Origin of the sequence: Thioflexithrix psekupsensis (assembly GCF_002149925.1) — a bacterium.
GTDB classification, from domain to species: Bacteria; Pseudomonadota; Gammaproteobacteria; order Beggiatoales; family Beggiatoaceae; genus Thioflexithrix; species Thioflexithrix psekupsensis.
The window spans coordinates 217,574-241,213 of record NZ_MSLT01000006.1 but is presented as its reverse complement, the minus strand read 5'-3'; the positions used below and the strand labels follow the sequence as shown (position 1 = coordinate 241,213).

General features: G+C 43.2%; 15 protein-coding genes and 1 riboswitch. Of the genes, 8 read left to right on the top strand and 7 right to left on the bottom strand.

All coding sequences use genetic code 11. The features are described from left to right. Nucleotides 1–106: 106 nt before the first annotated feature. Complete coding sequence (ubiD, locus tag TPSD3_RS02250) at nucleotides 107–1,573, bottom strand: 4-hydroxy-3-polyprenylbenzoate decarboxylase (RefSeq protein WP_086487356.1); 1,467 nt, start codon at nucleotides 1,571–1,573, stop codon at nucleotides 107–109. Nucleotides 1,574–1,610: 37 nt separating this feature from the next. Beyond that, nucleotides 1,611–2,780 (bottom strand): acetylornithine deacetylase, encoded by a 1,170-nt coding sequence (gene argE, locus TPSD3_RS02245; protein ID WP_086486966.1) that lies wholly within the window; start codon nucleotides 2,778–2,780, stop codon nucleotides 1,611–1,613. 274 nt (nucleotides 2,781–3,054) lie between these two features. Then, nucleotides 3,055–3,261: riboswitch (cobalamin riboswitch) on the top strand. Between the two features lie 116 nt (nucleotides 3,262–3,377). Between argE and TPSD3_RS02240 the strand changes: the two genes are divergently transcribed. Beyond that, nucleotides 3,378–5,207 carry a TonB-dependent receptor domain-containing protein gene (locus tag TPSD3_RS02240; protein ID WP_086486965.1) on the top strand — a complete coding sequence of 610 codons (1,830 nt, stop codon included), beginning with the start codon at nucleotides 3,378–3,380 and terminating at the stop codon, nucleotides 5,205–5,207. An 89-nt stretch (nucleotides 5,208–5,296) separates the two neighbouring features. On the opposite strand, the gene TPSD3_RS02235 is transcribed toward TPSD3_RS02240, so the two are convergent. The 3 genes from TPSD3_RS02235 to TPSD3_RS02225 form a co-directional block, all read right to left on the bottom strand. Continuing rightward, on the bottom strand, nucleotides 5,297–5,923 hold the full coding sequence (locus TPSD3_RS02235) for a prepilin-type N-terminal cleavage/methylation domain-containing protein (protein ID WP_086486964.1): 627 nt from the start codon (nucleotides 5,921–5,923) through the stop codon (nucleotides 5,297–5,299). An 82-nt stretch (nucleotides 5,924–6,005) separates the two neighbouring features. Further along, a complete protein-coding gene (locus TPSD3_RS02230) occupies nucleotides 6,006–6,707 on the bottom strand; it encodes a hypothetical protein (protein ID WP_140048463.1) in 702 nt (233 codons plus the stop codon). Then, nucleotides 6,704–7,477, bottom strand: coding sequence for a hypothetical protein (locus tag TPSD3_RS02225; RefSeq protein WP_086486962.1), 774 nt, complete (start codon nucleotides 7,475–7,477; stop codon nucleotides 6,704–6,706). The genes TPSD3_RS02230 and TPSD3_RS02225 overlap by 4 nt, the downstream gene beginning before the upstream one ends. 44 nt (nucleotides 7,478–7,521) lie before the next feature. Between TPSD3_RS02225 and TPSD3_RS02220 the strand changes: the two genes are divergently transcribed. The 3 genes from TPSD3_RS02220 (at nucleotide 7,522) to TPSD3_RS02210 (ending at nucleotide 17,055) form a co-directional block, all read left to right on the top strand. Then, nucleotides 7,522–9,276 carry an ATP-binding protein gene (locus tag TPSD3_RS02220; protein ID WP_086486961.1) on the top strand — a complete coding sequence of 585 codons (1,755 nt, stop codon included), beginning with the start codon at nucleotides 7,522–7,524 and terminating at the stop codon, nucleotides 9,274–9,276. Nucleotides 9,277–9,453: 177 nt separating this feature from the next. After that, nucleotides 9,454–16,131, top strand: coding sequence for an ExeM/NucH family extracellular endonuclease (locus tag TPSD3_RS02215; protein ID WP_176329699.1), 6,678 nt, complete (start codon nucleotides 9,454–9,456; stop codon nucleotides 16,129–16,131). A gap of 207 nt (nucleotides 16,132–16,338) precedes the next feature. Continuing rightward, the gene (locus TPSD3_RS02210; protein ID WP_425353081.1) at nucleotides 16,339–17,055 is read left to right on the top strand and encodes a hypothetical protein; all 717 of its coding nucleotides are present in this window, start codon (nucleotides 16,339–16,341) and stop codon (nucleotides 17,053–17,055) included. A gap of 90 nt (nucleotides 17,056–17,145) precedes the next feature. On the opposite strand, the gene nqrM is transcribed toward TPSD3_RS02210, so the two are convergent. Then, nucleotides 17,146–17,343 carry a (Na+)-NQR maturation NqrM gene (gene nqrM / locus TPSD3_RS02205; protein WP_086486958.1) on the bottom strand — a complete coding sequence of 66 codons (198 nt, stop codon included), beginning with the start codon at nucleotides 17,341–17,343 and terminating at the stop codon, nucleotides 17,146–17,148. 53 nt (nucleotides 17,344–17,396) lie between these two features. After that, nucleotides 17,397–19,757, bottom strand: a complete 2,361-nt coding sequence (locus TPSD3_RS02200; protein WP_086486957.1) for a nitric oxide reductase activation protein NorD — start codon at nucleotides 19,755–19,757, stop codon at nucleotides 17,397–17,399. Nucleotides 19,758–20,053: 296 nt separating this feature from the next. Between TPSD3_RS02200 and TPSD3_RS02195 the strand changes: the two genes are divergently transcribed. From TPSD3_RS02195 to TPSD3_RS02180, 4 genes are read left to right on the top strand one after another with little or no spacing between them, the layout of a single operon-like run. Then, a complete protein-coding gene (locus TPSD3_RS02195) occupies nucleotides 20,054–21,220 on the top strand; it encodes a glycoside hydrolase family 3 protein (protein ID WP_176329698.1) in 1,167 nt (388 codons plus the stop codon). Between the two features lie 32 nt (nucleotides 21,221–21,252). Continuing rightward, nucleotides 21,253–21,663 carry a Uma2 family endonuclease gene (locus TPSD3_RS02190; protein ID WP_086486955.1) on the top strand — a complete coding sequence of 137 codons (411 nt, stop codon included), beginning with the start codon at nucleotides 21,253–21,255 and terminating at the stop codon, nucleotides 21,661–21,663. A 59-nt stretch (nucleotides 21,664–21,722) separates the two neighbouring features. Further along, the gene (locus TPSD3_RS02185) at nucleotides 21,723–22,568 is read left to right on the top strand and encodes an Npun_R2479 family HD domain-containing metalloprotein (RefSeq protein ID WP_176329697.1); all 846 of its coding nucleotides are present in this window, start codon (nucleotides 21,723–21,725) and stop codon (nucleotides 22,566–22,568) included. An 18-nt stretch (nucleotides 22,569–22,586) separates the two neighbouring features. Then, nucleotides 22,587–23,633 carry a type II secretion system minor pseudopilin gene (locus TPSD3_RS02180; protein WP_086486953.1) on the top strand — a complete coding sequence of 349 codons (1,047 nt, stop codon included), beginning with the start codon at nucleotides 22,587–22,589 and terminating at the stop codon, nucleotides 23,631–23,633. Nucleotides 23,634–23,640: the final 7 nt, after the last annotated feature.

The following is a 23,640-nucleotide window of genomic DNA, read 5'->3' as shown; positions in this document are numbered from 1 at the left end:
TTCTTGTGTATGTAAATTCTGATTCTGACAAAATAAGGATTCTGCGAATTCTATCTTTTCAGTATATCCAATCCTGAAAAGAAGAAACCATCCCCAGCTATCTTATTTACCCAATCCCCAACTCCCCCCATAATTCATCAATGCGCGTTTTCACCGCCGCGCTCATGGTAATTGGTCGGCCCCATTCTCGTGACGTTTCACCGGGCAATTTATGAGTGGCATCGAAGCCGATTTTTCCACCTAAACCCGACACGGGCGAGGCAAAATCTAAATAATCAATTGGCGTATGTTCCAATAACGTGGTATCGCGGACGGGATCCATGCGCGTGGTCATAGCCCAAATCACATCTTGCCAATTACGAATATCAATATCATCATCGGTAATAATCACAAATTTAGTGTACATAAATTGCCGTAAAAAAGACCAAATCCCCAACATAATGCGCTTGGCATGGCCGGGATAACGTTTTTTAATGCTAATAATCGCCATTCGATAAGAACAACCCTCTGGCGGCAAATAAAAATCACTAATTTCTGGGAATTGTTTTTGTAAAATCGGCACAAAAACTTCATTTAATGCCACGCCTAAAATAGCGGGTTCATCCGGCGGCCGGCCAGTGTAAGTGCTGTGGTAAATGGGCGCATCTCGATGCGTTAATCGTTCAATCGTAAAAACAGGAAATTGATCGATTTCATTATAATAACCCGTGTGATCGCCGAAGGGGCCTTCTGCGGCCATTTCTCCGGGATATAAAAAGCCTTCTAACACGATTTCAGCCCGCGCTGGCACTTGCAAATCATGCGTTAAACAAGGCGTTAATTCCGTGCGGCTGCCGCGCAATAATCCCGCAAACGCATACTCTGATAAACTGTCAGGAATTGGCGTGACTGCGGCTAAAATAGTCGCGGGGTCTGCGCCTAAAACAACCGCGATAGGAAACGGTTGTTGTGGATTAACTTTTTGCCATTCTAAGAAATCCAAAGCCCCGCCGCGATGCGATAACCACCGCATAATCACCTTATTACGCCCAATGACTTGTTGGCGATAAATTCCCATATTTTGCCGTGATTTATGCGGCCCTTTTGTCACCACCAATCCCCAGGTAATTAAAGGCGCAGCATCTTCAGGCCAACAGGTTTGAATCGGCCATTGACTTAAATCGATGTCATTACCTGTTAAAACATGCGTTTGACAGAGGCCGCGTTTAATGATTTTAGGCGGCATATTTAACACTTGTTTTAACATGGGCAATTTATCAAAAAAATCTCGAAAACCTTTTGGGGGTTCAGGTTCTTTTAAATAAGCCAATAATTGGCCAATTTCGCGCAAAGCCGAAACAGACTCCTGTCCCATCCCTAAAGCCACGCGCCGCGTCGTGCCAAATAAATTACCTAATACAGGAACAGTAAAACCCTGTGGATTTTCAAATAATAACGCAGGCCCAGATCGACGTAATGTCCGATCACAAATTTCAGTCATTTCTAAATAAGGATTGACGGGAATAGAAACGCGATGCAACTCTTTTTGTTGTTCTAATAAATGTAAGAAATCACGTAAATCTTGGTAATGTATCATGGGATTAAATTCAGCGAATAATGAAAAAATAAAATTAGCTTTTTTTAACGCAAAAATGAGTAATCGCTTGGCGTAAAATTGCCAGCATGAGTTCAAGGCGATCTAAGGCTAAATATTCATCGGGTTGATGGGCTTGTTCGATATTGCCGGGGCCTAAAATAATCGTATCCATGCCTAATTCCGTTAAATAAGGGGCTTCCGTAGCGAACGCGACGGCTTCAGCAGAATGCGCTGTTAATTGCTCCGCGATTCTCACAATTTCAGCATTGGCGGGCGTTTCTACCGCAGGAATGCCTTCAAATAACGGAATAAATTCTACTGTTAATCCTGTGTCTATTAAAACTTGCCGCACGCGTTGATGTAACAAGGCTTTTAATTCATTTAAGTCCATACCGGGCAACGGCCGCACATCAATATGCAACTCACAATCGCCACAAATACGATTGGGGTTATCTCCACCGTGAATGTGGCCTAGATTTAAAGTGGGAATGGGAACGTTAAAAGCGGCATGATGATAATGGCTTTTCCATTCTTCTCGCCATTGTAATAAATCGCTAATGACACGGTGCATTCCTTCTAAAGCATTATTACCCAAACGCGGATCGCTAGAATGACCAGAAACGCCCGTGATCACAATACTTTCCATAAAAATTCCCTTGTGCATTCGCACGGGACGCAAGCCAGTGGGTTCGCCGATAATCGCGTGGCGGGCTTTAGGTTTTCCCTCTTTAATCAACGCTTTAGCACCGTGCATACTCGATTCTTCGTCGGCCGTGGCGAGAATAATCAAAGGATGTTGCAGCGGAGTGTGGCAAAATTCACGGGCTGCGTGTAAACATAAGGCAAAAAACGCCTTCATGTCCGACGTTCCCAAGCCGTACAAGCGGTGATCGCGTTCAGTGAGGCTAAACGGGTCACATTGCCAGCGTTCGAGATTGTACGGCACGGTGTCGGTGTGTCCTGACAGCACCAAACCCCCCGATCCCGTTCCCAATGTAGCGATTAAATTCCATTTGGCAATGTCGGGATGCGGCGTAGAAACGGGCATTAATTCACAACGAAATCCCAAATTCTCCGCCCATTCGGCTAATTGTTCAATCACCGCTAAATTACTCTGATCCAAGCGCGTATCTACACAACTGACCGATGGAATCGCAATGAGTTGTTTAATTAAATGCAATAAGGGAGGCAGCGGTTTTGTCATGGTAAATACCTTTAAAATAAAGCAAAATAAGTTTAACTCAGGGCTATAAAAGCAGCAATTCTCAATTTAAGCCCTACCAATCAAGTCGTCAAAAAAAATAGTGCTGACTTTTTTGGAAAAATACTTCAAGTTTATTCATCATCTTTACTTTCAATCTGTTATAAAAACATTATTAGTTGTAAAGGTCTAAATTGAGAATTGCCTCAAGCAACAATGGCTTACTGCGAATGATAAAAAGCGGTATAATCACTTGTTTTGGTCATGTTTTTTGACCCAAAATCACCCGAATCGAGGTGTCTCACAATTGCTTATCTATTGTGAGAGTAAACGGGAAGTTGGTGCAAAACCAACACTGCCCCCGCAACGGTAATTCAGTCAACATCTTGTCATTACGCCACTGCATACGTGCGGGAAGGCGACAATATGGGCATTTTATACGCCGCTGATCAGTCCGGAGACCGGCCTCTTTTCATTCCCTGTCGTGTTGCGGAGGGCAACAGATGGCGGAGTGTGCTTGTTTGTTATTTTTCACAACTCCGTTTCTTTTCACCTTCGGAACACTTTTTACGTTTTTTGTTATTTTGTAGGAAAGTGTCCATGTTTTCGTTTCAAACTCGTTTTTCCTTATTATTTTGCGTAGGATTTGGTGCGGGCGTTCAAGCACAACCCATTGTTTTACCTGAAATTTTAATTACCGCCAATCGCACCAGTCGAGCCGTAGATCAAACAATCGCCGCTGTCACCGTATTAGATAGACCCGCAATTGAACGCAGTCAAGCCATTGATTTACCTAGTTTATTAAAAACATTACCCGGTATCCAAATCAGCCGAAATGGTGGCTCAGGACAAAATAACAGTATTTTTATGCGTGGCCAAGAATCGGATCATGTTTTGGTCTTAATTGACGGGGTCAAAGTGGGATCGGCTACGGCAGGGTTGACCGCATGGCAATTTTTACCCTTATCCCAAATTGAGCGCATCGAAGTGATCCGTGGCCCCCGTGCCAGTTTATATGGTTCGGAGGCAGTAGGCGGCGTGATTCAACTGTTTACTCGTCGCACTGGCGAAAAAAACCAAACCTTTTCCGTTGGGATTGGCAGCGAACAAACCGCACAACTCACCGCCAATTATGCCAATCTCACCGAACGCACCCAATATCAAATCGGATTAGAACACACCCAAACCGCAGGCTACAACGCCTGTTCAACCCGCAATCAAGGCATAGGCGGTTGTTTTACCATTGAACCCGACAACGACGCACATCGCCAACACGCACTAAGCGCACAAGTGAAACACGAATTTGATCCCCTCACTGTCAGCGCACAAGTGTTGCGTAGTCAAGGACGCACTGACTACGATTCATCTTTCAACAATCAAGTTGATTTTGTGCAACAAGTAATCGGGATTTCCGCTGAAATTCCATTTCACGATCACCAAATCAGCCGTTTACAATTGGGAGAAAGTCGAGATGAGGCAGAAAATTTTGGCCGCGCCGAATTGCCAAAAAATCAATATGATACCCGCTTATACACCTTCAGTTGGCAGCATGATTGGACACTGTCCGCCGCACAATTAGCCACATTTGGTTACGATTTTCACCGCGCCACTATTGACAGCGATTCGCCTTATGCAATGACCCGTCGGGATAATCACGGCGTTTTCGCGCAGTATCAAGTTGATTTTCAACCGCTACACTTTCAAATCAGTGGCCGTTTTGATGACAATGAGCAGTTTGGTGATTATTGGACGGGACATCTTGGTTTAGGTTATGAATGGTCGCCGATGATACGGGGTTTTGCATCGTGGGGACGGGCGTTTAAAGCCCCTAGTTTTAATGAACTTTATTTTCCTCATTTTGGCAATCCCCATTTAGAACCCGAACAAGCCCAAAGTTGGGAGGTGGGGTTGCGTGGACATTATGCCGCATTCGCTTGGGAATTAAGCGGTTTTTATACGGAAACAACGCAATTAATTGCGACTTATTTTGATGCCAATACGGGGGCTTTTTTTCCTAAAAATATTGCCGAAACCACCGCAAAAGGTATTGAATTCGCAGCGACGTGGGCTTTATCGCCTCGATGGTCGTTAGAAGGGCAAATTGATGTGTTGCGGGCAGAGGATCAACAAACGGGCTTAGATTTGCCGCGTCGTGCGGATTATACGGGGCGTTTTGGGGTCACGGGACATTTTGACCGCTGGCAAATCACCACGCAAGGCATCGCACAATCAGCCCGTCATGATGATGTTTTGAATCAGGTTCATTTACCCGGTTATTTAACGCTTGATCTATTGACCGAATATCGTTGGTCGTCCGAATGGACTTTTAAAGGGCGATTAAGCAATCTTTTAGACAAAGATTATGAAGAAGCGCGCTATTTTCCCGCACAAGGACGAGCGATTTTTCTTAGCGTGCATTATCGTCAGTAATCATGCGGCGATAAAAACCTACATTAAAAAAAACCGTCTCCAGAAAATGAAGGAGACGGTTTTTTTCGGCTAAGGCAGTTGCGGAATCACTACAGAGCAAAATACAATTTGTGTAATGGATTGGTGGTTGCCGTGTAGTTCGTCTGATCACTTTGAATTGCGCCTTTTTTCACCTCGTTGTCGTCAATTCGAGACTCCAAAATGATGGCAATTTCCTGCGGAATTCGGGTATAGCCGACAAATAAGCCGGGCATGGTCGTTGCGCCGCCTGTGAATGGATCAGTACTCACGCCAACAATCCCACCAAAAGCATTAAGCGGTTGGGAACACGACTCTGGCAACTTTGTTACATCCGCTATCCCAGAAACTAATCCTGCCGAACGGAGATGCAACCAAAATAGGCGACTTTCCTTTGTGTTGTCTGATGGCTCGTCAAAGTTTCCCGTAATAACTCCATCACCACCACCTGCTTGCGTCGTGATTCCCGATACAGACGCAAAACGAGTGGCACCGGGATCATCCCCCGGCAAACGCCGATAGCGATCTTGGTAACTGTAAATTGCGGCTGAGATGCCGTTAAAATCATTTTCTAAATTTTTAATGCGAGCGTTGGTAATAATTTCTTGCCCTTTTAATACCCCGCCCAATAACAAACCTACAATCACTAATACGATTGCAATTTCTACCAGAGTAAATCCTGCCTGTTGCCGTTTCATTTCTAAATCCTCCGCAATTTATTGCGTTTACTTGCGAGAATGCCATTACCAAAATCATACCACAAACGGACAATAGTTAAAGTCAATTTAACGATAATTGTCGTAAACGTTCTTCAAAAAAACGTATCTCATTAGGATCGGTCAAGCGGCCACTCGCCAATAGCCCACCAATCTCTAAACGCATCCGTTCCAATTCGCCCATGTCTTCTAAAATAAACACGTGCATCTGTTGTACCCAATGGGGCATATCGGCTGTTGCGTGGTTGGCGACGATTTGCGCATAACGCAAAGCGCGAGGCAAATCGTGTAAACGATGTTTAGCCAAAATTGCCGCATGTGCCAACCATCGCCATCGTGTGGCAATATCCACAACTGATTGATTAACAATAAAGTTTAGCAGTTGTCTTAGGCGTTCGTCATCTCGCACCGAAGAATAAAGATAACTGGCTGCGAACAAGGGATATTCGGCTTTAGGGTCTAAGTCCAAAATCGCACCAAGCCATTGTGTCAACGCCATATAATCCAATTGGCGATAGCTTAAAAACTGCCCTTGTTGTACTTCTTGCGTTTGTAACCATAGCGTTAAGCCTTTGGCCGCGGCCACGGGATCACCAAAACTCAGTACCCGTAAAACGCCCTGCGGCGGCGGTGGTTGCAAGGGCGTTATACTTGCCTGATCGCGCCCTTGATGCCATCGCCAAGTCATTTGTAATAATAGTGCGATTAATAAGCCTAGAATAATCCAGCGCGGCACATCGGTTAATGGACGAGAAAGCATGTTCACCAATTTTTCCGATATAAGTCAAATAATGCAGCACTTAAAATAACTGCTAAATAAATTAAAGTTTGCAGGAATAATAAACTTAATTCATCGAAGGCAAAAGTATTATCAAGCAACCAATCCGTTTTAGTAAATCGTGCCAAATCGGGTAATAACAAGGCCAACACCTGTATAAATCCTGCAATCCATTGATCCACGACGGTTTGCGTAATATTAGGTAAAATGCCTGTGGCCATCAATTCAATGGTGTGAATGCTGCGTGCCAACAGATAAAACGCCGCGACTGCACTAAACGCTAAAACAGTATGCGGTAAAGTCAACACACACAACAGGCTAATGCTCAATAAAATAAGCAGTTCAAACCACAGCGATAAAGCCCAAAATAACACGCCTTTTATGGGCGCAAAGGCAAGCAAAAAAACAGCCAAAAAAATCACCATAATGGCCGCTAATCCCGCATAACCTAACCAACGCCCCAGTAAGTATTGCCAGCGTGCCACAGGCAGAGAAAACCACAATAAAACTGTGGTTTGCTGTTGTTCTCTCACCATACTGCTGATGACGAATAGACAAAGTAAATAAATTCCCGTCAAGCGTAGAAAAGCAGCCGATAAAGCCACCTGCATGGCTTGTGTTTCGGTCAAGGTGATGTGGCTGAGGAAAACGGTTAAAAAATACGCCAATCCCAACACGGCAAATAACAACGCTGGAGTACGTGTGTGCCATGCTTCTAACAGGGTATAATGGCTGAAACTTAGAATGGTTTTTAGCATAAAAAATATTCGTATTGATTTAGAAAAATAAGGTGATTATTTCCATGTCGGTTTCAACACAATGGGCTTTTTTGCGCCAAGCCAAATATGAACATCGCAATTTAAGTTTATTATTGATCAGTTTGCATATTGTGCTGTGGTGGATGCCTGCTGATCCGTGGTTGCAATTATTGATGTTGGTGCATATTGGATTATTTCTACTGTGGCAACCATTTTGGTTAGAGCGCGATTTACCTGATCCAATGGTATTAATAGGTTTAGGATTAATGGCATTAGTGGCATTGGTTTTTTTTAGTGATTGGTTTATTGCTGCGTGGCAAATTTTATTGATTAGTTTATTAGGCGGGCGTGATTTAGTCAAACCACGCGATAGAATGGTGAACATCGTAGCGATTCTATTTTTAACGGTCAATTTATTCGTGGTGAGCATTCATCATTTGTTTGTGATTACCGAACCGATTATTATTGAATGGTTGGTTTTAGAAAGTCGGGAATGGTTAAAATATTTTTTGTTATTTATTCCTGCGACATTTTGGTTTATTGCGACGCAAGAGGATGAAGAATATCGGCATCATTTCGATTTTTTTCATGGTTTAATTTTGGTGTTATTATTGATTATTATTGCGCTGGGCAGTTTGGTGATGATGTATGAAACGCGGGTGAGTTATCCTTTGGCGGTGTTTCAAATGTCATTAATGACGGCTTTATCGATGTTATTATTAAGTTGGATTTGGGTGACATTTGTTGGAGATGGCGGAATTGAGCAATTATGGTTGCGTCATTTAATTAATTTCGGAGTCACATTTGAACAATGGTTAGATAAGTTGGCGAAACCTGATAATTATTCCCAATTATCTCCCGAACAATTTTTACAAGCGGGTTTAGAACAATTAAATACTTTGACGTGGATCAGTGGTTTACGCGCCCATACTTTATATGGGGAAAAACAATTGGGATTTGTGGATCAGGCTTATTACATTACCATTGCTTTTGGCTCGTTAGAAATCACGGCATTTTCGACACATCGTATTAGTGGTAGCCATTATTTGCATTTAAAATTATTGGTGCAATTATTAGAATATTTTCATCAAATTAAACGCCGCGAAACCGATTTTTCGCAACAAGCGCGTTTAAAAGTGATTCATGAAACAGGGGCAAAATTAACGCATGATATTAAGAATATTTTGCAAACCTTGTGCAATATCAGTGCAACCATTGAATCTTCGCAACCCAAGCAGTTTGGCGATACCCAACGTTTATTACAAGGTCAAGTGCCACAATTAACCTATCGTTTAAAGCGGATTTTAGATAAATTAGAGAATCCGATTAAACAAAGTGGAGACAGTGTGGGGAGAATTAATGATTTAACCCAAACGAATATTGCGATTGGATCGTGGTGGGACAGTTTAAAAGCGCGTTATCACAATGAAGATATTCAGTTTATTAGCCGCATTGAAGAACCAAAGCCGCTTGTTTTTGAGAATTTATTTAATCATGTGGCTGAGAATTTATTGCAAAATGCTTTAAAAAAGCGCATGAAAGAACCTGAATTAAAAATTGAGGTGAGTTTATTTGTGCATCGTGGAATTATTGAGTTAAATGTCTGTGATAATGGCAGTCCGATAGCAGAGGAGGTATTGCGCCATTTATTCACGCAGCCCGTCACTTCGCAACATAACGGTTATGGGACGGGTTTATTTCACGCCGCGACTCAGGCAAGAAACAACGGTTATGTGTTATCGGTGACGGAGAATGATTTGCAGGTGTGTTTTTGTTTTACTAATCAGATGGTGGGGTGAGGTTTTTTTTCAATTGTCACTTTTCTGTTACGTTTTCTTCACATTGGATTGTTAGAATGCGCGCTCATTTAAATTAATAGAAAATAGTTTTCTATTTCTAAAACGGGATACTTTATAATGAAGCGCGTTTTTCTTTTACCCATTCAATGGGTTGTGGTTTTGGTTGGGTGCGTTTTAATGTTTAGAACACCTAAGTATGTTGGATTGGTTTCTGTGCGTCAGATGCTGGCGGCTCTGGTTTTGATGTTTTCAAGTCATGCTGCATTAGCTCAATTGCCTTTTTCAGAAAATTTCCAGAATTTTACTGGCAGCGGTTTCTCTCCTACACCAGCCGCTGGGCAACTGGATTCTGATATATGGAGTATTGCTGGTTTTGATACCAATGTGGCATTCGGTGGGACAGAAACAACAACAAGTACCGACCCCACGCGAGGTAGTTCTACTGGTGGAGTTAGTACAGGCGGAGTTTACGCTTTCAATACGGGGAGTAGTATAGCTCTAGGTGTGCAACCTGGTGGTTCTGATTTCACGCCAGGCGATTTTATTTTGAGAATTAACAATAACACTGGCTCTACTGTAGACAGTCTTGATGTTTCTTACAAAATTTGGGTACGAAATGATCAAGCACGCGCTAATAGCTTTAACTTTTCTTATTCTGTTAATGGTGGAGCATTCACTAATGTTTCAGCATTGAACTTCACTTCAGCAGCGACTGCTGATGCAACACCCAGTTGGCAATCAAATGATCGTAGTGCAACTCTAACTAGCTTAGGATTAGCATCAGGTCACAATATCGAACTGAAATGGACGGGTAATGATGCCAGTGGCAGTGGTTCTCGTGATGAATTTGCATTAGATGATGTCAGTGTGAGTGTCAGTAGTGGTTCTCCCACCGTCACCCTCTCCGTCTCTTCCAATTCAGGCACAGAAGCTACTCCAGCTACCGACATCACCGTCACTGCTACCGCATCGAGTGCCGTTTCAGGCGACCAAACCGTTAATTTAGCCGTCACTGGAACAGACATTACTGCGGGCGATTACAGTTTAACTAACACGACAATCACCATTTTAAGTGGACAAACCACTGGTTCAGTCACTTTCACTATCGCAGATGATACAGACGTTGAAAGTGCCGAAACCGCTACTCTAACTATTAGCACGCCTTCTGCTGGTATTTCATTAAGTAGCACAACCAGTCAAGCGATTGCCATTACCGATAATGACGCGGGCGGCACACTCAGTTACAGCCCCACCTCACTATCAGAAACACGCACATTAGATGGCGTAATTGCCGATAAAATCACCATTACTTTGAGTGGCGATACTTTCACGGGCAGCGATGGCGATAATTTTGTCACTGCCAGCAAAGTGGCTGTAAGCAATGTTCCCGCTGGTTTAACTGCTACCGTGACGCGCACCAGTGCAACCACCGCAGAATTAAGTTTCAGTGGCACAGCAAGCAGTCATGCGAATAGCAATGATGTAAATACGCTTACGCTTGTTTTTGCGAACAGTGCATTCACCAGTGGCAATGCCGTGCTGAATTCTACAAAAAATGATTTAAATCTTGATTTTGGAGATGCAGGTGCAGCAGGTTCAACGCAAACTTTCACGCCTAATACTGGGACAACCCTAGATAATTCTGATGCTTCAACCGCGTTAGCGTTAGATGCAAATTGGATGGTAGTTGCCGATGACGAAGCCAGCGTGTTGCGCGTGTATCCGCGTGCGGGCGGGGCGGCGGTCATGGAATGGAGTTTTGCGACAGGATTAGGAACGGGGACAAGTGAAATTGATTTAGAAGCCAGCACGCGCATTGGGAATTCTTTGTATTTCATTGGTTCACATAGCAATAAAAAAGACGGCACGGCACAATCTAGTCGTGAGCATTTGTTTGAAGTCACCGTCACGGGGACGGGCGCGAATACCCAATTTACTTATGTCGGCAAACAAACTGGCTTAGAAACAGCTCTAAAAACTTGGGATAATGGCAATACACACGGTAAAGGCGCGGATTATTTCGGTTTCACGGCTTCTGCGGGAGCGGGTGTGATTCCTGAAAATGTCAATGGCTTTTCTATTGAGGGCATGACTGCAACCCAAGATGGTACACAATTATTGTTAGCCTTCCGTGCGCCGATGGCGAATACCACTGTGCGCGATAAGGCAGTGATTGTGCCGGTGAGTGTGACGGGTTTAATTGGTGGAAGTCCTACTTTTGGAACGCCTTTTGAACTCAATTTAGGCGGGCGTGGTGTTCGTTCTATCGAAAAAGCAGTAACAGGGAGCGATTATTTAATTCTTGCAGGACCTTCAGTATCGGCAACAACGGAAGTGACTCACGATTTTCGTTTGTATCGCTGGGATGGGAGCAGCAGCACGCCAACGGAGTTAGATGTTGATTTAGATACTTTATTAGTCAGCACGGGGGGTAGTTTTGAAACTTTAGTAGATGTGCTTTCTACTGCTCAAGGTACATTAATTCAGTTGTTACAAGACAATGGCGATACAATCTGGTCTGGTCAAACTCAACCTTCCAAAAATTTAGCCGCTGCTGCACAGAAATTTCAAGGCAATTGGGTGAGTTTAGATGCTGATGTTGTAACAGATACAACTCCACCAACGCTTGTCAGTTCCTCTCCCATTAATAGCACGACGAATGCAACTGTTAATGCGGATATGGTGTTGAAATTTAACAAAGCGGTGAAAGCGGGAACGGGTAATTTTGTTATTAAAAAAGCAAGTGATAACAGCACAGTAGAAACATTAGCATTGGGCAGTGCGAATGTCAGCATTGCCTACAATACCGTGACCCTTAATCCCACCACAAACCTTGACTACAACACGGCTTATTATGTTGAAGCAAGCAATACCGTTATTACCGATACCGCTAATAATGAATGGGGTGGGTTATCAGGCAGCACGGCTTATAGTTTTACAACGGCTATCGCTACATCGCTTCCCAGTGTATTAATCACTGAAGTCAACTCTAATGCTACGGGTGGAGATTTCTTTGAACTGTACAATTATGGTTCAACAGCGATTGATTTAACGGGTTGGAAATGGAATGACGATTCGGCTGACTCCAGCATTGCCACAGCATTCCCCGCGACTGCTACCACGTTAGCGGCTGGCGCAAGACTGGTTATCGTCGCCAGTGCTGATACCAGCGCATTCTTGCCAGCTTGGAATCTACCTGCCAGCGCACCGATTCATGCCAACGGTGGACCCGGATTAGGCGGTGGCGATGCGGTAGTGGTTTTTGACAGTGCGGGTAAAGTAGTCGCCTTCTTTAATTACGGTACAGCAACGCTTAACGCTACGGACAGTACAGTCATTGCGCCCGCAACACGCAGCGATGCTACAACTTCTGTCGGTGGTCATACGGGGCTTGCAATGGGCGGAGGTGATGCTAAAGCCTCAGCAATTTGGGATGAGCAATCCACCAGCACACCCAAATATACCTATGCACAAGCAGGACAACGCGGCGCATTTAGTCAAGCAACGGCTGCAAATGGCACAGGTTCGCCAACAGTCATTCCAATTCACACCATTCAAGGCACGGGTACAACCGCCGCATTGACGGGCGTACAAACCATTTCAGGGATTGTCACTAAAAAATTCTCAGGTTTAACGGGCTTTTTCGTGCAAGAAGAAAACACAGACGCGGACAATGACCCCGCCGCTTCTGAAGGCATTTTCATTTATGATAACAGTAACTTATTCACTGGTAATGTCGGTGATTTAGTGCGTATCACGGGGACTGTCGCAGAATACACTAGCGGAAGCAGTAGCAGCACACAACTGAGTAGCCTAACCAATGTCACCGTGATTAGCACGGGTAATACGTTACCCACAGCCGCTACGGTACAAATTCCTGTGACTAATGTCAGCGATTTAGAACGCTTTGAAGGAATGCTGGTGAATGTCAGCTCAACCAACGGCAATCTAGTCGTGACAGAAACGTATCGTTTAGGTCAATATGGACAAGCCACTCTTGCAGACAGCCGTTTGCAACAATTCACCCATGCCAACTTACCCAGCACCAGCGGCTATCCTACCCATTTAGCCAATATTGCTAAACGTATCATTTACTTAGATGATGGCAGTAGTGCGCAAAATCCCGACCCTGAAATTTTCGCACGCGGCGGTAATCCGCTCAGCGCAAGCAACACGCTCCGCAGTGGCGACACCGTAAGCAGCGTAACAGGCATTTTAGACCACCGTTACGAAGGCTATCGCGTCCAAACGACGAGCGGAGTCAATTTCACCGCCGCGAATACACGTCCCGCCTCCGCGCCATCCGTCGGTGCAGCAAATGTGAAAGTGGCGAGTTTTAATTTACTTAATTATTTCAATACCTTTGATGGACTTCCTAACACGGTTGATAATTGCAACAATGGTGTCGGTGGCACAGCCGCCGATTGTCGCGGGGCAGATGATGCCACCGAGTTCACTCGCCAAAAAGACAAGCATAAACAGGTGTTTGTTGGTTTAAATGCGGATGTGATTGGTTTGATGGAATTGGAAAACGATGGCTACGATAGTACGAGTGCACAGCAAGATTTGCTGAATTTAATCAACGGCGCGAGCTTGAGTGGCAGAAATTACAAAATGGTTGATGCCGATACTTTGATTGGTAGCACCAACGCACTCGGCACCGATGCGATTAAGATTGGCTTGATTTATGACGACAATGCAGTGGAATTAGTTGCCGGTTCAGTGAAAACCAGTAACGATGCCATTTTTGATCGCCGTCCGTTAGCTGCCACATTTAAGCATAAAACCAGCAATGAAAAATTCACCGTCGTGGTTAATCATCTAAAATCAAAAGGTTCTGCGGGTTCACTCGCTGGCGATACCGATCAAAACGATGGGCAGGGCAATTCAAATGCGACACGAGTTGCTCAAGCGCAAGCATTGGTGACATTTTTGGCGACGTTGACCGACGATCCGGACATTTTGGTGATGGGCGATATGAATGCTTATGCTCAAGAAAACCCCATTACCACGATCAAAAACGCGGGCTATACCGATTTGCTCGGCAGCAGCAAGTATTCGTATGTGTTCGATGGTCAAATAGGCTATTTAGATCATGCACTTGCAAGCAGTTCTCTTGTACCCCAAGTGACAGGCACGGATGATTGGCATATTAACAGCGATGAACCCAGCGTTTTGGATTACAACACCAATTTCAAATCCACAGGGCAACAAACCAGTTTCTACAATGCTGACCCTTACCGCTCCTCTGATCATGACCCTGTATTGATAGGATTAAAACTGTCTCCGTTTTACAACATAACCCTGACCGCAGCAGGCAATGGCAGTGGTACAATCAGCAGTAATGGCACGCCTGCGGGAGTTGCTTGTGGGACAAATTGCTTGCGTTATACCAGTTCTACAGCCGTTCAACTTCAGGCTTCGGCAAATGCAGGATCGACTTTTACGGGGTGGTCATGTAGTCCTGCGTTCACTTCCGGCCAAACCCTGAATGCTGACACCGTTTGCACGGCAACATTTATACAAAATACACCGCAAACGCAGTATTTTGATTTAACCTTACAGAAAACGGGAACCGGTCAAGGCACATTCACAGGCACACCCGCAGGAAGTTATCCGATAGGAACGTGGGTTAATTTAACCGCAGTAGCATCTACAGATTCCCTATTTAAAAACTGGAATCCGAGTTACTGTGGCAGTGGTTTTCCACTTAATACAGACACCGTTTGTACTGCGGAATTTGTCCAACGTGAAACTGCGCCACAACCAACACCCGATCCTGAAGAACCGATAACGCCGCCCGTTGTTGAGCCGCCTGTTATCGTTCCTGTTGAACCGCCCGTTGTCCCTGTCGATCCACAACTTCCTGAAAAGGAAAAAGAACCAGAGTTGCCAACAACCCCGACGACTCCAGTGACTCCACAACCGCCAACGCCCAGCCCAGAAGAGCCAACGCCTAGCGTTCCTGATGTACCTCATGCGGGTGTTCAATCCACTGCCGTATGTGTGCCACACTCTGTACAACGTACTGTTTGTAATGCCCGTTGGCAAGACATTCAAAGCGAACTCATTACAGAAACAGGCGTGATTGCCGATGCGGTATTAAGCACGACAGTAGAAAATCGGGGCTGGTTAATTAACGCTCAATTAACTGAAACGGCAGTATTAATAGGCGGGAAATTATCAGGGACAATTCATAATCGAGGTGTGATTCGTGATATTGAATTTGTCGGCAAACAAATACAGGGCGGTTATTTGGGGGGAATCATAAAAAATAACAGTTCTGTTTCTGCGGTTATTATGGACATTATTTTTGAACCCAATAGCGTTTTATGGGGCGGCTATTTAACTGGAATCATTCAAGGTGATCCCGTTGCGCCTGTTGTGTTGAGAAACGTAAAAGTTTTACCCAAAACCCAACTTTCTCACGTCATTATTGGCGAAAATGTCAGCCTTTCTCCAGATGTTTTTATGGGGATTGGCGTGCGCTTCGCCCATGAACTGAGCTGCCACCCACACAAGCCACGCGGTCAATCCTTATTCGGCGTGCCTAACGTAGACAGTTGCTTAGAACAGACGGCGCGTCGTCTGCGCATCACCACAGCATCAGAACATCGTGGCAAATCCGCAGACCTTATTTTTGCCGCAGCCGATAAATCCGAACGTGCCTATACTTTTGATGGCGAAAATTGGCAAGTCATTCCTGTTGAAATCAGCGCAATCATGAGCGCACAGCACCTTAAACAATTGCCATTAACAGTAGAGTTAGATTTACCTGCAACGCATTATTTTAATGCTGTTTATTTTGGCTATCGTTTAGAAGACGGTGAAATTATTTATTGGCAATTAGAGTAATAAGTAGTTAAATAAAAATATTAAGGTATTAAAAGCGTTCAGAATTTTCACATTTCTACCGCCCCCCAGCCCCCTCCTGCAAAGGTATCTACACAAGTGAAAATCAAGTGAAAATAGAGTATAAATCATCGGTATGAATTTAACTTACCTAATCTTGAAAGTCGGCTTCAGGGACGCTACTGGCGTTTGGTCATGGAGCATCTTCACGTGAGCGAGAAACTGGCTGCGGGTTTACGTTCTCTTCCTGATGCCAAGAGCAGTTTCGCCAGTACCCAGGCGGCGTGGAGATTTTACCGAAACGAGCGAACCTGTGTGGCGACCTTAGCGCAACCCTTATTGATGGAAGCGCATAAAGGGATAGCAGAACGTTGCGACAAGTACGCATTATGTGTGCATGATTGGTCGATGGTGAATTTTGGCAAGCACCAAAGTAAGCTCGACCGTAAGCAGCGCACGCATAAAAACGACATCGGTTACGAGTTGCAAACGGCATTGTTATTGTTGAGTAATGTTTGGGATGTTGACGCGAAAACGACGGCGTTATGGTATTACTGGCGTTGGCGTATTGAATCGTTTTTCAAGTTGCTCAAGCAAGCAGGGCATCAACTAGAGAGTTGGCAACAAGAAAGTGGTCTGGCATTAGCCAAACGTCTGTTAATTGCGAGTATGGCCTGTGTTGTTGTTTGGCAAGTGGCACACTCGGAATTGCCCGCTGCCAAAGAGATTCAGAGCTTTTTAGTCAAGCTCAGTGGTCGACAGATGAAACGGAGCAAGCCTGTCACCTGGTCTGCGTTGCTGGCAGGTTTTTGGAGCTTGCTCTCCATGTTGGAAGTCATTGAAAATTACAGCGTTGACGAGTTGCATCAATTCCGCAACCTACTCCGAAAAACCTCCTCCGCATTCGCTAAATTAGTACCTGAATAGACTTGTGTAGATACCTTTGCAGGAGGGGGTAGGGGCGGTAGAAATATTGATATGCCAGATTATTTTCCGTTAGGTACTTATGTTTTAAATTCAATTTACGGGGAGTTTTTCGCGGCGTTTTTCACATTGGCTTTGTTTTTCAGCCGAACAAACACAGCTTGAAGCCTCTCCCAAATGATTCAACCCACCACAACTGCCTTTAATACTCGGTCTGCCCCAAATCACACCAATCGCCATACCCAGCACAACCAGAGACAACACCACAAAACTCATAAAAAAAATTTCCATAAGCCACTCCTGAAAACAGGGCAGACAGACAAGTCTGCCCTATTGTATTGTATTTACCCCGTCAAGCCCGCAAAAATCGCAGGTAAACGCTCAGGCAAACGCTCCACTTGATCCACAATCGCATAGCGATTGGCACCGAAAATACGAGACACATACTGATCCGCCAACGGATCAAGCGTCAAACAATAGGTGAAAATACCTTGTTTCATCAACTCTTCAACCGCTTTTTTCGTATCTTGACGCAAATATTGGGGATCGCGCTCATCAATATCCGCAGGTTCACCGTCGGTAATAAGTAGCACAAGTCGTTTTTGCGCGGGCTGTTGACTCAAATGCCAACCCGCATGCCGTAACGCGCTCCCCATTCGCGTGGACAAGCCCCCTTTCATACCCGCCAAACGAGCTTTAGGCGTTTCATCATAAGATTGATGAAAATCTTTAAAACGATAATACTGCACATCATGCCGACTGTCCGACGCAAAACCATGAATTGCAAAAGGATCACCAATCGAATCAATCGCCCACGCCAACAATCCCGTCGCTTCGCGGGTTAATTGCAAAATACTAGGGCTGTCTGCATCATCTTTGCGAATTTTCTCATTGGTCGATTCGGACAAATCCAACAAAATAATGACCGCCAAATCCCGAATATGCCGAGTAATGCGAATGCTAATGCGCGGATCGGGCATAATTCCTCGCCGAATATCAATCATAGCACGAACGGCTGCATTTAAATCAATTTCCTCACCTTCCTCATAACCGCGTCGCCGCACAATACCTTGTGGTTGTAAAGCATCAATTAAGTGACGAATGCGAGAAGCCAATGGACGGTATTTAATCAAAATATCATCCATCAATTGCGGGTCTGCTACATTTTGACGACGCTCATAAACCGTTGCCCAATCAGGGCGATGCAATTGCACTTGATAATCCCATTCATGATAATGAAAAGGATCAGAAACAGGCTCTTTACCTTCCATTTCATTAAAAGAAACGCCCTCATCTTCATAAGGGAACAATTCCGTTCCTAATACCCAAATTTCTTGCGCATCATCCCCTGCGGTTTCTACATCCGTTTCATTAACAAATTCCATGAGAGAAACATGTTTTCTTACCTGTTTTTGACTGAGCGGAATATAATCAGGGCCACCACGTTCTAAAAAGTCTTTTTCGCTAAACGACCAAACAAAACGATTATCATCCCGATAAGCCACTTGATATTGACTTAAAACGCGGACATTCGGCAAACGGACATTTTTCTGTAAAGCATTATAAAAAGTCACGCCAGCATCCCAACTGATTTGATTGCGATGTGGATGCTTAACCAATTCTGCATTAAAACTATCAATAGTTTGGTTAATCAGCGGTAAATCATCTCGATAATTAGGATCAATTAAACCGCGAGCCAACCGCTGTAATAAAGCAACACCTTGTTCAACCGTTTCAGTGTTCTCTGTGGTAGCTTGAATATGAAAAGGCAACCATAATTTGCGCAGACCAGGGAATTCTTGCAATGCTAAATATTCAATGCGTGCATCTTCAAATAATTCAATAAATTGCATTTGTGCGGGTGACAATTGTTCAGCACTAATCGCTTGGCGCGTATAAACCAAATGTGCGGCTGAATGCGTGACGGCTGCGCGATAAACACTGACTCCATCGATTCCTGTTATATCGTCAAACGCATCAGGCAGATACAACTGCCAATCCGCAATAAAAGGGCGCAAACCTTGACGATTTTCATAATCGCCTGCTGTCGGTCGCATAAAAAAACTACGTCCCCACAACGCCCGTAAATAAAAGTTTAATTTGCGTTGATTATCGACCAATAAAGTGCCACGCCGTTCTTTTTGCAAAACAGCTTTAGAAGATTCTGTTTTTAAACCAAAATAAGCAATCTGTCCATCTAAATCACGTTGATGCGCCTGTACCCCCCACATCGCCCAACGTCGCAATCCACCTAAAGTCAGTTTATGCAATAATTCATCTAAATTTTCTAACATCGGGCGCAAACCGCGAGGAGCTTTTCCTGCTAATTGATGCACTAAATTTAAATAACCGCGCACCACTTCCACATCACCTAATCGTTGTGCGGCTAAAGGCAAATTAGCCATCATTAATGCCAAAACTGTTCCAGAGGTATGCGAAGAAAGTTTCATTAAAAACTGCGCAATATCAGGAATAATATCTTCACCAATTTCTTTAACCACACCTGACATTTCTTGCAAATAAGTCAACACCAAATCCTCCCCGCGTCCCAACATACAGACAGCCCGCGCCCCTTCCAAATAATTTTGTACGCCTCGTGGTGACATGAGACGGCACGCTTCTTGACAAGTGGCGGTCAAAACGGCGATCTGCTCAGGATCATTTAGCTTTAAACAGGGAACATAGTCAGCAAATTCAATACTCATGGCTTTCTCCTATGGCGGTTGAACTTAAAAAGGTTGCGATCTCATTGTCATCTGCTCTATTTATAAATGCAACTTAATCTTTTTTAAGAAAATAATTAGTTTTTTTAATTGTTATGGCGAGAAATCTAATGATAACCAAAAAGAAAAGATAAATACATTTCTAATTGACTTTACTTGACGAATTTTAGTTTAACTCCTACACTTAGGGCGTTTTTATAAAGAACAATAAATAACGCATTTTAAATTTAAAAATGCGGGCTATTATTGCTACAATTAAAAGAGAGATTAACTATTTTATGTCTAAGTCCCATTTTTTCTCATCTTCTTTTTCTCGTCGTCAATTTCTCAAATATGCTTTACACAGTAGCGTAGCGATGGCTTTGCCTACGAGTTTATGCCGTGCAGAAAATAATTATTTTGCCAATTCTTCCGTACCATTAGACATTAAAATAGGACAAATGTTTGTGGTTGGATTTCGTGGTTTAATCGCCACTGCTAAAGAAAAAATTGTAAAAGATATACAACAATACCATTTAGGTGGCGTAATTTTTTTTGATTATGATACTGAATTAAGACGCAATAAACGCAATATTGAATCTTTTACGCAATTAAAAAATCTAATTGCTGATTTACAGTCTTTTAGTCAAATTCCTCTGCTGACGTGTATTGATTACGAAGGAGGAAGAGTGGATCGCTTAAAACCCCGTTATGCGTTTCCGCCTACTTATTCGGCACAATCTTTGGGGAATAAACCGATTGAATTTACTTTTAATGCAGCCAGCGAAATGGCAAAATTACTCAGTGAATTAGGGATTAAACTTAACTTTGCGCCTGTGGTGGATTTAAACCTTTATCCGAATAATCCAATTATTGGCAAATTAGAACGTAGCTTTTCTCCCGATCCAGAACAAGTGATTCACCATGCTTTAGCCTTTATTAATGCCCACCATCAATATGGCATTAAATGCACATTAAAACATTTCCCTGGTCATGGCAGCTCTACGGAAGATTCTCATTTACAATTAGTGGACATTACTGAAACTTGGTCAGAACAAGAATTAAACCCCTTTAGCAGCATTATTAATGCAGGCAAGGCCGATGCCATTATGACAGCTCATTTAATTCATCGTAAACTCGATCCTGATTATCCTGCCACCTTATCCCCAGCGATCATTAATGGACTATTACGCCAAAAATTACACTATAATGGGGTTATTTTCTCAGACGATATTCAAATGGGCGCAATCCGCAAACAGTACACGTTAGAGACGGCTTTAAAAAAAGCCATTCATGCCGGTGTCGATATAATTATTATGGGAAATAATATTGGAAAATTCGATCCCGATGTCGCCAGTAAAGGCATAGAAATCATTAAAAAAGCAGTCGCAGAAGGAGAAATTTCTCCCCAACGCATAGAACAATCTTTTCAACGCATTCAACGCTTAAAAGGTTGGGTGATATAATATTTTTACGGCTTAATAGAGAGTTTATCATAATGCAATGGCATGAAGTTATTGAATATCCTTCTTCAAATTATCACGGTCGATTGCAAATGCAAATCGGTCAAAAGTTAGCGCATTATTTGCCTCATGGCGAAGTGATTGCCGAATGTTCTATTCAAACAGATGATAATGTTAAAGTGGCTGATTTAGTTTGGGCATCGAATGCGTTTATTCAAGATTATGCGTATAAAACCCTTTATCCCAAAGCTCCTGAAATTTGTATAGAAATTATTTTGCCTTCCAATTCTCAACAAGAAATGCAGCAAAAGATAAAACTTTATTTAGATCGCGGTGCATTAGAAGTATGGATAATTCACGAAGATAAAACCATAGATATTTATTCATCGCACGGCAAAATAGAGCGGAGCCAATTGGTTGCTAATTGGGCAGAAATGACAATATAATATGACTTATTTTTTCTTTTTCTCAATCTACATTTACTAAAATTACGGATCGTGCCATCATGTTCAATCCAACGGGTTTAGTTATTGATGCTTTCGTTGAACAATTAGAGCAGGCTTATCGTCGCAATTATGGTGCCTCAGAGGCAGCTAGTGGCTCTATTATTGCGTGGGCAGGTCGCATGGCTTTAGAACATTTTGCCAACAGCGATGCACTCTATCATAATATGGAACATACCATTATGGTCACCTGTGTGGGGCAAGAAATTTTACGCGGAAAACATATCCGAGATGGAGGTGTTTCTCACCGTGATTGGCTGAATTTTATTATTTCTTTATTATGCCATGATATTGGTCACATTCGGGGAATTTGTCGGGCTGATAGTCATGGTCGTTATGCGACGGGATTAGGGGGAGAATTTGTCACTTTACCCGAAGGAGCGACTGATGCTGCGATGTCTCCTTACCATGTGGATCGCGGTAAATTATTTGTGCGAGAACGCTTTGGTGGGCATCCCATTATCGATGCAGAAATTATTGCGGCGAATATTGAATTAACCCGTTTTCCTGTGCCAGATAATCGCGATCATCAAAGCACTCATTCTTATCCTGCTTTGATTCGTGCTGCGGATTTAATTGGACAATTGGCCGATCCACATTATTTGCGTAAATTACCTGCTTTATTTTACGAATTTGAAGAGACAGGTATTAATAAACATTTAGACTATCATTCTCCTGCGGATTTAAGAAAAAGTTACCCTGCATTTTATTGGGGAATGGTCAGTCATTATATTCAAGATGGTTTAAATTATTTACGAATTACGCAAGAAGGGCGACAATGGATTGCTAATTTATACGCTCATGTTTTTGCCTCAGAACACCGCGAATTTTCTGGCGTTATTTATTAACTTTTATTTGTAAAAATTATGCCGAACAAAAAACAACAAGGAATGGTTTTAATTATTGTTCTTTGGTTTATCATATTAGTGACCATTTTGGTGTTCACTTTAGCCAGTGAAACGCGCTTGTCGGCCACGATGGTTTCTCATCATCAACAGGCAGTGATGCAACGTGCTGATTTGTTAAAAGCCTTGCGTTTGGCGGAAATGGAATTATTATTGTCCAGAATGCCAGAGCCACCCAAAAAAGATAATGAAGAAGAATTGGAAGATCGTAAAAACCCTTATTATCGTTTTGATGGCCGTCCTTTAACCTTATCTTATCCCAATCAACCCGAAAACATTGTTATCCGCATTTATGATCATGCAGGACGTTTAAATTTACGTCGATTAGCACCGCACCAAATGCAGGCTTTATTAACGCGCTATATTGGCACGGAGGATAAAGAACGTTTAAATCAATTAATGGACGCATGGCAAGATTGGATTGATCCTGATGATTTAGAACGCCTAAATGGCGCAGAATCAAAATATTATCAGGATTTAGAAAATCCTTATGAGCCGCGTCAAGGTTTATTAGAAACAGTGGAAGAATTATTATTAATTCGGGGTTTTGCAGAAATCTTTACGTTGCGGGATTTAAATTCTGCATTTACCATTTACGGTAATAATAATGGTATTAATCCCAATTTAGCCAGCCGAGAAATTTTAGAAACTGTCCCCGGTCTTTCTGCGGAAAGCATCGAAAAAATTTTACAAGCACGGCAAGAAAAAGAATTTAAAAATAATCAAGATTTAAACGAAATTATGGAAGCCACAGAATTAAACGAATTCATCCCTTGGATTCATTTTACTAACAGCTCATTTTACACCATTGCTTTGCAAATCATTGACCCCAATATCACTACACCTCCTGATCCCGATGAAGTCCAACAGGCTTTTATGGTGACGGTGCAGGTCATGGGAACATCGCGGCCGCCGCAAGTTTTGCGGGTTGATCCTTATGGTGTTTTACCCGATTCGGGATATGCTTTTTTACCCGCTATAGATAAAGCAGAAGATAATATTAATTAAAACCATT